The 13,810-nt window shown below is 47.3% G+C and carries 12 protein-coding genes and 3 tRNA genes; 7 read left to right on the top strand and 8 right to left on the bottom strand.

Annotation, left to right across the window (positions count from 1 at the left end):
- Positions 1 to 37: 37 nt before the first annotated feature.
- Entirely contained in the window at positions 38 to 925 is an 888-nt protein-coding gene (locus K0H59_RS11120; protein WP_220053158.1) for a DUF2989 domain-containing protein, read from the bottom strand.
- A 206-nt stretch (positions 926 to 1,131) separates the two neighbouring features.
- Here K0H59_RS11120 and K0H59_RS11115 point away from each other — a divergent pair, with 206 nt between their 5' ends.
- The 5 genes from K0H59_RS11115 to K0H59_RS11095 all read left to right on the top strand — a co-directional run bounded on the left by K0H59_RS11115 (position 1,132) and on the right by K0H59_RS11095 (position 4,674).
- Positions 1,132 to 2,565, top strand: a complete 1,434-nt coding sequence (locus K0H59_RS11115) for a glyceraldehyde-3-phosphate dehydrogenase (RefSeq protein ID WP_011622785.1) — start codon at positions 1,132 to 1,134, stop codon at positions 2,563 to 2,565.
- 313 nt (positions 2,566 to 2,878) lie between these two features.
- Positions 2,879 to 2,954: transfer RNA gene (locus K0H59_RS11110), tRNA-Gly, on the top strand.
- Between the two features lie 23 nt (positions 2,955 to 2,977).
- Positions 2,978 to 3,051, top strand: a tRNA-Cys gene (locus K0H59_RS11105).
- 49 nt (positions 3,052 to 3,100) lie between these two features.
- A tRNA-Leu gene (locus tag K0H59_RS11100) sits at positions 3,101 to 3,187 on the top strand.
- A gap of 293 nt (positions 3,188 to 3,480) precedes the next feature.
- Positions 3,481 to 4,674: an amino acid aminotransferase gene (locus tag K0H59_RS11095; protein WP_220053157.1), complete on the top strand. Its 1,194-nt coding sequence runs from the start codon at positions 3,481 to 3,483 to the stop codon at positions 4,672 to 4,674.
- A 131-nt stretch (positions 4,675 to 4,805) separates the two neighbouring features.
- Here the strand turns inward: K0H59_RS11095 and K0H59_RS11090 are convergent, their stop codons facing one another.
- Complete coding sequence (locus K0H59_RS11090) at positions 4,806 to 5,729, bottom strand: YvcK family protein (RefSeq protein ID WP_220053156.1); 924 nt, start codon at positions 5,727 to 5,729, stop codon at positions 4,806 to 4,808.
- 316 nt (positions 5,730 to 6,045) lie between these two features.
- On the opposite strand from K0H59_RS11090, the gene K0H59_RS11085 reads away from it, so the two are divergent.
- Positions 6,046 to 6,858, top strand: coding sequence for a glucosaminidase domain-containing protein (locus tag K0H59_RS11085; protein WP_220053155.1), 813 nt, complete (start codon positions 6,046 to 6,048; stop codon positions 6,856 to 6,858).
- A complete protein-coding gene (locus K0H59_RS11080) occupies positions 6,851 to 7,474 on the top strand; it encodes a DUF2987 domain-containing protein (protein ID WP_220053154.1) in 624 nt (207 codons plus the stop codon). The genes K0H59_RS11085 and K0H59_RS11080 overlap by 8 nt, the downstream gene beginning before the upstream one ends.
- A 58-nt stretch (positions 7,475 to 7,532) precedes the next feature.
- Here the strand turns inward: K0H59_RS11080 and ttcA are convergent, their stop codons facing one another.
- From ttcA to K0H59_RS11050, 6 genes are all read right to left on the bottom strand, one after another.
- Positions 7,533 to 8,501 (bottom strand): tRNA 2-thiocytidine(32) synthetase TtcA, encoded by a 969-nt coding sequence (gene ttcA, locus K0H59_RS11075; RefSeq protein ID WP_220053153.1) that lies wholly within the window; start codon positions 8,499 to 8,501, stop codon positions 7,533 to 7,535.
- 77 nt (positions 8,502 to 8,578) lie between these two features.
- Positions 8,579 to 9,511, bottom strand: coding sequence for a universal stress protein UspE (gene uspE / locus K0H59_RS11070; protein WP_220053152.1), 933 nt, complete (start codon positions 9,509 to 9,511; stop codon positions 8,579 to 8,581).
- A 142-nt stretch (positions 9,512 to 9,653) separates the two neighbouring features.
- The gene (gene etrA, locus K0H59_RS11065) at positions 9,654 to 10,406 is read right to left on the bottom strand and encodes an FNR family transcription factor (protein ID WP_218738453.1); all 753 of its coding nucleotides are present in this window, start codon (positions 10,404 to 10,406) and stop codon (positions 9,654 to 9,656) included.
- Positions 10,407 to 10,461: 55 nt separating this feature from the next.
- Positions 10,462 to 11,154 carry a sulfite exporter TauE/SafE family protein gene (locus K0H59_RS11060; protein ID WP_220055594.1) on the bottom strand — a complete coding sequence of 231 codons (693 nt, stop codon included), beginning with the start codon at positions 11,152 to 11,154 and terminating at the stop codon, positions 10,462 to 10,464.
- Positions 11,155 to 11,162: 8 nt separating this feature from the next.
- Entirely contained in the window at positions 11,163 to 11,375 is a 213-nt protein-coding gene (ccoS, locus tag K0H59_RS11055; RefSeq protein ID WP_023265289.1) for a cbb3-type cytochrome oxidase assembly protein CcoS, read from the bottom strand.
- A gap of 19 nt (positions 11,376 to 11,394) precedes the next feature.
- Positions 11,395 to 13,794: a heavy metal translocating P-type ATPase metal-binding domain-containing protein gene (locus tag K0H59_RS11050; RefSeq protein ID WP_220053151.1), complete on the bottom strand. Its 2,400-nt coding sequence runs from the start codon at positions 13,792 to 13,794 to the stop codon at positions 11,395 to 11,397.
- Positions 13,795 to 13,810 lie beyond the last annotated feature (16 nt).

Here is a 13,810-nt window from a genome sequence, read left to right as displayed (position 1 = left end):
ATGGCAAACATTTTGCCGACATTCCTCAAAACGCAAGTTAAGGCGAATTAGGTTTCTCTGGCTCGACAGTTGCTGCCGCAGGCGGTGGCGCCTCGGTGGGGTGAGGCGCGAGCCAAAGCGCAACAGGGCTCGTTGAATAGAGACCATCTTCTAACGCATCGATTAAGTTTTGGGCGTATTCATCTAATTTGGCCGCCAGCGTTTTGTCGCCACCGATTAAGGCTAGCATCTTATCTTCAGAATACTTCTGCTGCGTAAGTAGTAAATTGGCTTTTGTCAGCATATAAGTTTTTTCAAGCGCTTGGGTTTGGCGATAGGCAGAGGCAAGCCCAAGCAACCAATTTGGGTCAAAGTCAGCGTATTGGATCTCTGCGAACACTTTAAGATAGAGTTGTTGCGCTTTGATGGCATTACGGTTGCTGTAGTAGGTGGCTATCTGCGCCAACAGAAAAGGCTCAGTGACTTCGCCAGCGTTTTCTTGCGCCAATAATCGGCTTAGCGCACTGGTATCGCCAAAACGTGTCCATTGATAATAAGACATAAAGGGATCTTGGCGTTCACGGGTTTCATCCTGTAGGCGGCTGAGGTTTTGTGTGCTCAGGCGAAAGGCTCTGGCTCTGTCAGCCGTGCGATTCGTATGGATGATATGTTGCACCCCAGAGGCCAATTCAATACAACGACTGTAATCCTCGAGGTAAGTTAACTGTTGGTAAAGTTGCTTACCCGTAGGATTTTTGTTGTCTAATAGGTCGAATCGGCTCTGGATCAGCTTCGTTTTCTCGGTTAAACACCAACCATCCTTATGCAAATCGGCACAAATTTCAGGATTATTTTTACAAATCGTTTCGATATTTCGGCCATTATCACAACCGAAAAGGCTTATCGCGAGGGTAAATGATGTAATTATTACTAGATTTTGTCTCAAAATACGCTCCAAAATGCAATTTTCTCTAATAAAATTACAGATTTACAGAAAATATCTTACTGGCAAGCTGGGTCAGTTTTCATTACAATGGCGCCGACCAAAACACAGGGTTTCCCCTAAAACCTACATAAGATTATTGGTCTTTTCGTCATGTTACTCAAACCTTTCAATATATTTTATTGAAAAGTGAGATAAAGGATCTGTAAATGAGCGCTGATAAACACCTACAAAGTTGGCAAGAACGTTTTGAAATGGCAGAGGCAATGCAACCTTTGCTGGGCAAGTTGTACCGTAACCAAGGCGTCGAAGTTGTGGTTTATGGTAAGCCATTACTCAATGCTTCTACTATTGAGATTATTAAAGCGCACCGTTTAGTTCGTCGTCATGTCGGCGAGAAATTACGTTTACGCGAGAGTTTCCCATTTGTTCAAGCCTTAAGCAGACTCGCTGTTAAACAATGTAAAGTGGATATTGGTAAGCTTGCCGTTAAATACTGGGCTGAACATACCGATACCAACGAAATTGAAAGCTATATGGCACGCGAATTAGCGGCGGCGATTGACCATGCTGATGATATCGCTCCGCGTGATGTAGTGTTATATGGTTTTGGTCGTATCGGCCGCTTATTAGCGCGCTTACTGATCGAACGTACTGGCCGCAGCAACAAGTTAAGACTGCGCGCTATCGTATTACGTGGTGGTAAGAAGGGCGATTTAGAAAAACGCGCTAGCTTACTGCGTCGTGACTCTGTTCATGGTCCATTCAACGGTTCAGTTGAAGTGGATGAAGAGAACAACGCCATCATCGCGAACGGCACCTATATCCAAGTGATTTACGCAAACTCGCCTGATGAAGTGGATTACACCAAATACGGTATTACAGATGCCTTAGTGGTAGACAACACGGGTATTTGGAAAGATGAAGCTGGCCTTGGTTTACATTTGAAGAGCCCTGGTGCAAGCAAAGTGTTACTGACAGCACCTGCAAAAGGCGCCATCAAGAACATCGTTTACGGCGTGAATGAAGGCGACATCACTGCGGAAGATATCATTGTTTCTGCGGCGAGCTGTACCACTAACGCCATCACACCTGTACTGAAAGCAGTAAACGACAAGTACGGTATCGAGAATGGTCACGTTGAGACGATTCACTCATACACGAACGATCAAAACCTGATCGATAACTACCACAGTGCTGACCGTCGTGGTCGCAGTGCACCATTAAATATGGTGATCACTGAAACGGGTGCGGCTAAAGCCGTTGCTAAAGCTCTGCCAGTATTAGCGGGTAAACTGACGGGTAACGCGATTCGCGTGCCAACGCCAAACGTATCTATGGCGATCATCAGCATGAACCTCAATGCTGAGACCAACAAAGACGAATTAAACGAATACCTGAAAGACACGGCGCTGCAATCACCATTGCAAAACCAAATCGATTACACTGACTCAACTGAAATCGTATCAAGCGATTTAGTGGGTTCTCGCTATGCGGGCGTGGTTGATTCACAAGCGACCATCGCCGAAGGTAAACGTGCCATTCTGTACGTATGGTATGACAACGAGTTTGGTTACAGCTGCCAAGTAGTCGGTGTCATGCAGACCATGTTAGGCCTGACGACTCTGTCTCTGCCGGCATAATCGCCACGCACATAAAAACGTCTAATAAAAAGCGCCCAGTAGGGCGCTTTTTTATGGCGTGATGCGCTTTGTTACGGCGGGATAAAATCACTTCATCCCTTGTCGTTGCAAAGAAAATCATCAAATTGATTATTCCATCGGCAAGTTTTTATCTCTGTGGCTGAATATTGGGCAAACAGTGCTGCTAAGCGCAATATTTCAAATTTGATGATTGACTCTGAAGGTTAAATCGGTAGAATGCCAATCCGCAGTCAGGGGAAAGCGTAGCAACGTAACTCCTAAGCTTAATGACTCATTAAGCTGTGACATCGATGCGACATTAGCTCAGTTGGTAGAGCGATACCTTGCCAAGGTATAGGTCATCGGTTCGAACCCGATATGTCGCTCCAACTCTTTACGAGTTTGGAAATATGGCGCGATGGCAGAATGGCTATGCTGCGGATTGCAAATCCGTCGATCTCGGTTCGACTCCGGGTCGCGCCTCCATTGATTAAAGTATTAATGACATGATTCCCGTCGTTAATATAAAGAGTTTGCCCGAGTGGTGGAATCGGTAGACACAAGGGATTTAAAATCCCTCGCTGGTAACAGCGTGCCAGTTCAAGTCTGGCCTCGGGTACCATAACATAGAGAAGGCCTAACAGATGTTAGGCCTTTTTTATTGCCACAAATCCAGTTACAACTCCTACAAATTAATCCTGAAACGAATAGTGATCTGCCTCTTAAAAATCACAATAATCAAAAATTTCAGCTTCAAGATAATTGATCTCTCATTTAGTTGTTATTTATTTTAATCAATCCATAATACGCAAACTATTTCCTTAAGATGCGGCAATAGGCGCTATTCCCCCTCTTAAGACAGTGGTATAAATAAGCCGAATTTCCCCTACACGTGAACATTTAGGATAAGTAGTCATGATTTTCTCTCAGGTAGTACTCGCACCCGCTGATCCAATCCTTGGTTTAACCGATACCTTCAAGGCCGATCCACGCCAAGATAAAGTGAACCTCGGTGTTGGCATTTATAAGGATGAAGCAGGGCAGACTCCAGTATTACAGTCAGTGAAGAAAGCAGAAGCCCTATTGCTTGAGCAAGAGAAGACCAAGAACTATTTAGGTATTGAAGGGGTTCAAACCTATAACCGCGTAGTGCAAGAGCTATTATTTGGCGAGGGTAGTGAGCTTGTGACGTCAGGCCGTGCAGCGACCGCTCAGGCGCCAGGTGGTACTGGTGCACTGCGTATTGCCGCTGAGTTTTTACTGCGCAACACGCCATCGCGCACTGTATGGGTAAGTAACCCAACGTGGGCTAACCATCAGAATATTTTCGAAACTGCAGGTTTAACGGTTAAAGAATACGGTTACTACAACGCAGCTGCCCACGATATCGATTTTGACGGCATGATGACAGATCTCGCCAATGCACAGGCGGGTGACATTGTTTTACTGCACGGCTGCTGCCATAACCCAACTGGCATTGATTTGACCTTAGCCCAATGGGAATTGGTTGCCAATCTATGTGTAGACAAGCAGTTAGTGCCATTGTTTGACTTTGCTTATCAAGGTTTTGGTGCTGGGATTGAAGAAGATGCCGCAGGCCTACGTTTAGTGGCTGCAAAAGTACCTGAGTTGTTAGTGGCTAACTCTTTCTCTAAAAACTTTGGTCTTTATAACGAGCGTATCGGCGCTGTGACTGTGGTTGCACAAAATGCCGATGAAGCGGTGCGTGCCTTCAGCCAAGTGAAACGTACTATTCGCGCCAATTACTCAAACCCACCCGCACACGGTGCGTTAATCGTTAGCACCATTTTAAGCGATGCGACATTAAAAGCACTTTGGGTACAAGAGTTGACCGAAATGCGTGAGCGTATCGCTGAGATGCGTACTCTGTTCGTCCAAAGCTTAAAGGATGAAGGAGTGACCCAGGACTTTAGCTTTATTTCCCGCCAAAACGGTATGTTTAGCTTCTCTGGCTTAAATAAAGCGCAGGTTGCACGCTTGAAAGATGAGTTTGGTATTTATATCGTTGGTTCGGGCCGCATTAGTGTTGCGGGTATGACCAAAACCAATATGCCTGTGATCTGTAAAGCGATTGCTAAGGTTCTTTAATTTAGGACTCTAATTTAGCCCTCTAAATTAGCTTCTAATATAAGAAGAGGACTTATTAAAAAGGACAGCTTAGGCTGTCCTTTTTACATTGTGGATCTTGAGAGGCGCTTATGTTTGCTATTAATCGGTCGTTATGACGCCAAGGTCTCTAGCGGTAAATCCGACTTAATTCTCAATACTGCGCTGAGCGCATCACGCAGGCCCGCCTGATCGTGTAATTGCGGATTGTGGCGATTCCTTAACGGAAAGTGATTCATCAAAGTCCCAAGGCGTACTTGTTCAGAGTGGCGCAGCACCTTAGTGATCACAGGCTTACCAATCACTTGATGGCACCAAGCAATCCGCTGCTCAATGTTAAACTGGCCTGCTGGCGAAGTTTCTTCATTCAGATTGTCGATAAAGACTACGGGCGCGGTGCTCATCGCTAAGGCTTTGGCAAAGCAGGGCAGTAACAGTGGTGGCATAATACTGGTCAGGAAGCTCCCAGGGCCTAGGATGATTAGATCCGCGCGGCTGATGGCCTCACAGGCTTCGGCGGTCGCATCGACCTGTGGCTCAAGGCATAGGGCAATGGGCGCCTCATTCATCTTATCGACATTAACCTCACCAAATACCTTACAACCAGAGGCTTGCAATGCCACTAAATGGGTTGGTTGCTCTGACATAGGGATGATATTGGTTTCAATCTTAAGCATATGCCGAATCAGATTGACGGCTTCGAGGGGTCTAACACAAAGCTTATCGAGGGCGAGCAACATCAAATTGCCCAGATTATGGCCGCTAAGTTCGGTTTCGCCCTGAAAGCGATACTCAAATAATTGCGAGCTCACCGATGGGCGATGGGCAAGTTGAGATAGACAATTACGCAGATCGCCCCAGGCTATACAGTCCTGCTCGGCGCGTAATCTGCCCGTAGAGCCACCATTATCTGTGGTTGCAACAATGCCTGTGAGACGATTGCCCAAAAAATCCAGTGATGAGAGTACACGACCCAAGCCGTGACCACCGCCAATGGCGACCACGTGTCTGTATTGATTTAAGATTTGATGCTGCATGAGGGTTCCTTCCTGAATACCCATAAAATCCTGTCCTGTTGTTAAGCGGTGCTGCGAAGCCGCCTTTGAGCTCGTTTGCCAACACCTGCGTTAACGGAACCTTAGTATAAAAGCTCAGTCAAAAGCATGCACTAAATATTCACGCTGCAAATGTACCAAAGTGTATGAGTTAAGCGTGGGATCGCATTTTGGCGTAACAAACTCATACCAGCGTTGGGCATGGGCGGTTTTGCCGCCACATTTCGTGAATTTCAAGATATGACATATAATCTGGCGCTTATTTTGCCACTCGTGACTCAATATCAAAGGTGACTTATTGAAAACAGGTAGAATTGGTTCGTTTACACTCGCGTTAGCCCTAGTGATCTTAGCGATTTTTTCGCTGAGAGTCTGGCTCATTCCTACTATTGATGAGCCTGAATCTATCGTTAACCAACTGGAAAACTCCGTTGATCCCGTTACTCAAGTGCCTGATTTTTCTGCCATCAATGATGTGGCGGAAAAAAAGCGTGCCTTTTTTGATTTTCTCAGGCCGATTATTCAACAGCAAAACGCCATTATTGCCACCGAGCGTGACTTTATCACCGACATGTTGGCCTTAGTGGAGAACGACAGCACTCTGTCGGATACACAGCTAGCGCAGCTCAATCAGTTATTTGATAAATATCAATATGCTGCCCGTAATGTGGATGCAAAATCACTCAACAGTTTGCTTAAACGGGTCGATATCATTCCCGAATCTATGGTGCTGATTCAGGCGGCCAATGAATCGGGTTGGGGCAGTTCGCGTTTTGCCCGTGAAGGCTTTAATTTTTTCGGCGAATGGTGTTTTAGTAATGGCTGCGGCATAGTGCCATCCTCTCGAGGTTCGGGCAAAACCCATGAAGTGAAAGTGTTTCCCTCGGTGGACGCTTCAGTGTCTTCCTATATGCGCAATTTGAACTCGAATACGGCATATACACTGTTTCGCTCAATTCGGGCCGACTTACGCTCTCAGGAAGCCGAGTTAAGTGCCGATCAACTGATCTATGGATTAGTGAATTATTCTGAAAGGCAAGAAGCTTATATCGACGAATTACTCGATATGTTACGTCATAATGAAAAATATTTGGTGAAGGCGGATGTATAAAAAATGGTGGTTAGTGGGGCTTTGTCTATGTGCTACGAGCCTGCAGGCAGAAACGATTTCCCTCGAATATAAAGGCTTCTATGACAGGTTAAAGCAAGTCAATAAGGGTAATTATCAGCTAGTCGAAATCGCCTTTAGTGTGCCAATGCTGCCTAATTGCCAGATCCAGAGTGGCAGCATTTCAAGTGAATTAAATTCAACGCCACTTACGTATACTGCGGCGCAGCGGTTGTTTATTCCCTTTGATGATGCGCTGAAAGATCAACGCGCGTTAGTGAATCTAGAGTTTGAGGGCAAGGCTGAGGGCTGCGGTATTGCGATGCAAGTCAGAGCGAAGCAGACTTTAGCAACATACGACAAGGCGCGACTAGCGCAAATCGCCAGCGAAATGGATGCTTTACTCGGGGCTATGCAGGGCTTCCCGATGCGCTATTTTAAGGAGCCAATCGCGGGATTAAACTTTGAATTTGCTCAAGAGCAAGCCGTTACTGTGACGCTCGATGGGCATGAGCAACAGGTGAACGCCAGCTTTAAGTTGAGTACTGAACAACTTAACAGTTTGACATCATTGCAATTTAGCCAAGCGCCGACCGTACTGAGCCCTTGGGTTAAGTAACGATAGATTTAAGTTATAAAAAAGCCCACTCTCGTGGGCTTTTTTATACGTGCCGCGTTTACACTTCGTAAACGTTGACGATATTGATGCGTTTTGCCGCATCTAAATCGATATGGCCGCTGTTGACGATATCCAGAAAGTCAAATGCGGGTAAATCGGCTTCGGCCACATCACCCTTCATCGGCGCATTGGGATCGCGCTTCAAAGACACAAAGTCAAACTGCTCACGGTCAACACCCTGTGAAGGGGCAGTGTTTTGCATGGCGGTGAAAATGGTTTCAATACGGCCAGGGTAGAGTCTATCCCACTGATTGAGCATGTCTTTCACAGCTTGACGCTTGAGGTTTTCCTGCGAGCCACAAAGGTTGCATGGAATGATGGGGAATTTTTTCAATTCCGCATACTCTTCTAAATCCTTTTCACGGCAATAGGCGAGTGGGCGAATAACCACGTTTGCGCCATCGTCTGAAAGCAACTTAGGTGGCATGGCCTTCATCTTGCCGCCGTAGAACATATTGAGGAACATGGTCTCAATAATATCGTCTCTGTGGTGGCCTAGCGCGATTTTGGTCGCACCGATGCGCTGTGCAAAGCCATAGAGGGTACCGCGACGCAGGCGAGAGCACAGCGAGCAAGTGGTTTTGCCTTCAGGAATTTTCTCTTTCACAATCGAGTAAGTGTCTTTCTCGAGGATGTGATAGGGAATATTCAGGCTGTCTAAATAGGCGGGCAGCACGTGCTCAGGGAAACCTGGCTGCTTTTGATCTAAGTTAACGGCAATAATTTCGAACTGTACGGGCGCGCGCTGCTGTAGATTAAGCAGAATATCCAACATGGCGTAACTGTCTTTACCGCCACTTAAACAGCACATGACTCGGTCGCCATCTTCAATCATGTTGTAATCGGCGATGGCACTACCCACTTCACGGCGCAGACGCTTCTGTAACTTATTCAGACGGGTAATTTGTTTTTTTGATAATTCTTCAGGCATTTGACTCGCAGTAACTTCAGACATAGCTTCCAACATAAAAAAAGCGCCCAGTAACTCAGTTTCAGGGCGCGTATTATTCCAGCTATCGACGGCGGGGTAAAGAGCGGCGTGCGTTACGTCTCTTCAAGCGGCGATTTATAACCATCGGGTTTGATGGCTAACAAATCACAGTTAATGCTATCAATTACATGCTCTGCGGTGTTGCCGATAAGTGCCGCCGAGAATCCAGTCCGACCGACAGTGCCTAAAATGACCAGCTCGGCATCGAGTTGCTCGGCAAGCTCAGGGATCACATCCTCCGGCAAGCCTTCTTTCACATGACAGTGCAGGGTATCGATACCATAGGCATTGGCAAGGTATTGCACTCGTTGCTCATGTTGCATGCGAATGGTGTCGTTATAGGTTTGTGCATCAAAATCAGGCAGTTCAATGGCAAGATTCACTGGCGTGCCGGGATAACCATTGACTAAGTGCACTTCGGCGGCAAATTTTGCGGCCAAATCCTTGGCATGTTCGATAATCTTGCCGTTCAGCATCTGATGATCTGTGTCTTCGGTTGCCACGTTGACCGCGCAGAGAATTTTACCCGCTTCGGGCCAATCATGATCTTTGACCATCAACACAGGCACAGGCGCTTTACGCATCAAATGCCAATCGGTTGGGGTAAAAATCACCGCCTTTAACTTGTCGTGGGCGTGGGTGCCTTTGACGATCAAATCATATTGTCCGGCAATCGCATGATTGATGATGCTTTCAAATGGGCGATTGTGCCAAATCACTTGAGTATCAACATCGAGTTGCAGATGGTTGTAAGCAGTCAGTAGATCTTGGATCCACGCCAGACGCTGATCAATCACGCCTTGGCGCATGGCTTCGCGCTCTTGGCTCGATAGAATCGATGTCATTTCATAGGAGAAGTCAAAAATAGACAGAAACACAGTCACATGGGCGTTACTTTTACTGGCCAAGGTCACCGCTCGGGCGAGTGCAACCTGATGCTCTGTCGTGGGATCGACTACTACCAGTATTTTTTGATAATCCTTCATAACATGTTCCTTTAGTCATAGGCTCATGTTCATCATGAGCCTTTGGCAATTATCTGTATTGTTCTAGATCAAAACTCTTTTCAAAACCAGTGTCTAGCGCATTAATTACAATTATTAAAGCACAAATGTGGGAGGGTGTGACTTATCTGGCGATCCTGGCATTACCCGCCAAGAGATTCAGTTCATTGTGGTCAAGGATGGTGATGTATTTGCCTTTTACTTCAATCAAACCCGACTTTTGGAAACGGCCTAACAATCGGCTGATGGTTTCGACGGTTAAACCTAGGTAGTTACCAATGTCACCACGGGTCATGGTTAAACGGAACTCTTTAGGGGAGAATCCACGGCTGCCAAAACGATTAGCGAGATTACTGATAAACGCGGCGAGGCGTTCTTCGGCGTTTTTCTTACTGAGGAGCAAAATCATCTCTTGGTCGCTCATGATTTCATTACTCATTAAGCGCATAATTTGCTGACGTAACTTGGGCATGCTGCCTGAAAGCTCATCGAGAATGTTGAAGGGGATTTCACACACCATAGAGGTTTCTAAGGCTTGAGCAAAACTCTGATGGGACTGAGCATGAATACCATCAAAACCAATCACATCGCCAGCTAAATGGAAACCGGTGATCTGCTCATCGCCCTGCTCGGTAATAGTGTAGCTTTTGACTGTACCAGAGCGGATGGCGAACAGAGATTTCAACGGATCGCCTGATTTAAAAATCTGCTCACCTTTTTGAATTGGCTTTTTACGCTCAATGATGTCGTCGAGCTGATCGAGCTCATTGGCATTGAGGGTAAACGGAATACAAAGGGTTCCCATACTGCAATCGTGACAATGAATTGTGCACCCACTCGCGGCGGGACGACGGTTTTTATTCTGCTCTATTGTCATGTCGGTTCTCAAGTTAATCCACTGCAGCCATGTTAAACCAATTCACTCGCTTGGGCTAGTTTAGCTGCGACAGGGCGATATATAAAGTTTGTGCGCCAAAGGCAATTAAAAGTAAGCCACTCAATAATCTAACGGTTTTTTGCTGTACCCAATTGGCTAAGCGTTTGGCCGCCACACCGGCACTTAAGAGCGCAGGGAGAGTTCCTAAGCCAAAGGCGAGCATAATCAAGGCGCCTTGGCTGGCAGAACCTGCCGCCACCGACCAAGTTAAGGTGCTATACACTAGCCCGCAGGGCAACCAGCCCCAAATCAATCCAGCGGTGATGGCCTGCAATGGTGAGGCGATTGGCACGAGACGTTGAGCTAAGGGTTTAAGGTATCGCCACAACACTTGGCCGAGGCGCTCAATCTGTACTATCCCCACCCAGATTTTGGCAATGTAAAGCCCGGTCGCGATCATCATCACGCCGGCAATTATTCTCAGGATTAACAGGTAACTGTCGAGTTCGAATAAGTGCCCAAGCATGGCCGATGAACCACCCACTAAGGCGCCTGCGAGGGTGTAGCTTAAAATCCGGCCGAGATTATAGCTTAATAAGTAGGTGAGTTGATGGGCTAAGTGATTGCCCTGTTTCGGATTTGGAAGCTGGGAGGAAAAGGCGCCAACCAGGCCGCCACACATGCCAAAACAGTGGGCTGCGCCCATTAAACCAACAAGGAATGCGCCTGTGACGTTATACTCAATCACAGAGCCAATCACAGAGGCATGCCTTTGTCTTGGCTTGTGATTTTCTCTTGATTCGGGTTAGCTGCTTGACTCGGTTTATCGGCATCTTCATCGAAGAGAATCGACACGCTTTGACGGTCTAAGTCATCGAATTGTTCGGATTTTACCGCCCAAAAGAACACGGCTACGGCGATCAACACAAAGATCATCGCGATAGGAATTAGTACATAAATGATGCTCATAACCTAAGCCTTTTTGTTGTTATAATTTAATTCGTAATAATCTCAAACTGTTACCCACAACAATTAAAGAGCTTGCCGACATGCCAAGGGCGGCAATATAAGGCGCAACATGCCCAGTGACCGCCAGCGGTAAAATCAGCGCGTTGTAACCTAAGGCCCAAGCGAGGTTTTGACGAATAATTTGTGTGGTCAGTTTAGCAACCTTGACCGCTTGGGTGAAGCGAGAGAGGTGATCGCCAAGCAGAATCAGATCGGCGCTGTTTTTCGCAATCGCGCTGCCGCTACCCATAGCCACGGATAAATCGGCGCCCGCGAGTACTGGCGCATCATTGATACCATCGCCGAACATCGCGACCGGTGTCGATTGCTGCAATTTAGTCACCAGTGCCAGTTTATCGGCTGGAGTCAGTCCACTGTGGACATCGCTAATGCCGAGTTCTTTCGCCAATTGATGCACATGCCCTGAGCTATCGCCACTGGCGATACTGACTTGGCAACCTTGCTGCTTCAAAATATCGACGGTTTCTTTGCTATCGACGCGGATATTATCTTGGATCTCGATAGTGGCGATGACTTCAAACTGCTGATTGTTGCTACGGGCGAGCCAAATAAGCTGGTTTACAAGCTTGGGTTCGGCGGTGGTCCCCGTGAAGCTTGCGTTACCAATGCGGTATTCGGTGCCATTAATCAGGCCTTTTACTCCGAAGCCCACTTCATGGTGAACTTGTTTGGCAATCACATCGGTTTGGCTAAAGCTAGCAAAGGCTGCGGCAATAGGGTGGCGAGAACCTGATTCTAGCGCCGCTGCAATCGCGAGTACTTGTTCTTCGGTGAAATCTTTATGGCACTCAACTTTGGCTATTGATAGGGTGCCGCAGGTGAGGGTGCCCGTTTTATCAAAGACCACATGTTTGATCTGTGGCAGTTTTTCAAAGACGCCCGCCTTACGGGTAATGATCCCAAGGCGAGTAAAAATCGCGGTCGCACAGGTGACGGCTGTGGGGGTCGCCAGCGCAAGGGCACAAGGACAGGTGGCCACTAATACCGACAAGGTGACCCAAAAGGCATCTTCGGGGGAGATTTGCAGCCACACCAGATAGGTGATCGTCGCAATCGATAAGATGGTGCCTGAGAAATAACGCGACAGTTTATCGGCTAACATAGCCACGGCAGGTTTAGTGTTTGAGGCTAATTCCTGCAGACGAATAATCTCGGCAACTAATTGATCTTGCCCAAGGGCGGTGACTTTAACTTTAATGGGCTGGTCTAGGTTAATGGTGCCAGCAAACACTTGGCTATCGACGGGCTTTTCAATTGGCATTTGCTCACCGGTGAGCATGGCTTCATTGATGCTGGTGTGGCCGTCAACCACGATGCCGTCGGCGGCGACCATCTCGCCGGGTTTAATGAGAATAATATCCCCGAGGCGTAATTTTTTAGCGGGGATCTCTTCTTGCCCCTGGGCCGTGACCAAATGTGCCGTAAGAGGTACTAATTTGTGGAGATTGCTGGAGCTGACGGAAGCCTTTTGTCTTGCCTTCTGCTCGAAATAACGCCCCAGCAGCAGGAAGAAGGTAAACATGGAAACGGATTCAAAATAGACTTCGCCCGTACCGTTAACGGTGGCAAAGCAACTGGCGATATAGGCGCCGCCAATGGCGATAGAGACCGACACATCCATATTGAGTTTGCCACTCAGCAGGGTGCGAATGGCGCTGAAATAGAAGGGCTGCGCCGAATACAGCACCACGGGCGTGGCGAAAATCATGCTCACCCAGCGGAAATAATCCCGATATTGCACATCCAAATCGGTAAAGTAACCGGTATAGAGGGCGAGGGCGAACATCATCACTTGCATAGTCGCAAAACCTGCCAAGCCTAAGCGCAGTAGGAATTTACGGCTATTTTGCTTGGCGGTCAGTTCTTGCTCATCCACTTGATAGGGCGCGGCTTGATAGCCGATACGGCTAATTTGCCCAAGAATATCACTGAGTTTAACTTGCTGTTTATCCCAGCTGATCATCGCCCTTTGGGTGGTGGAGTTGACCATCACTTGGCTGACGCCAGGCAGTTGTTTCACTTTATGTTCGATTAACCAGGCGCAGGCGGCGCAGGTAATACCGTCGATGGACAGCGACACAGAGTCACGATTTTCCTCTGAGTGGACAAAGTCCAGCTGTACTTCGGGCAAATCGTAGGCACTAAACTGATTTAATTCATCAGGTACCAGCGCCGTCTGTTTACTGCCGGGCTCGGTTCGAAACTTGTAATAGCTTAATAAGCCTGCATCCACAATGGCTTGGGATACCGCTTGGCAGCCAGGGCAACACATGAGTTCATCGCGATCATTAATGCGGGTGACAAACTGAGTGCCCGTGAGCACGGGCTCATTACAGTGAAAACAACTTGGATGTGTCATAGCAATATTCATTCAA

Origin of the sequence: Shewanella sp. FJAT-51649, from assembly GCF_019457435.1 — a bacterium.
Taxonomy (GTDB): Bacteria; Pseudomonadota; Gammaproteobacteria; order Enterobacterales; family Shewanellaceae; genus Shewanella; species Shewanella mangrovisoli.
This window is presented reverse-complemented; position numbering and strand designations above follow the sequence as displayed.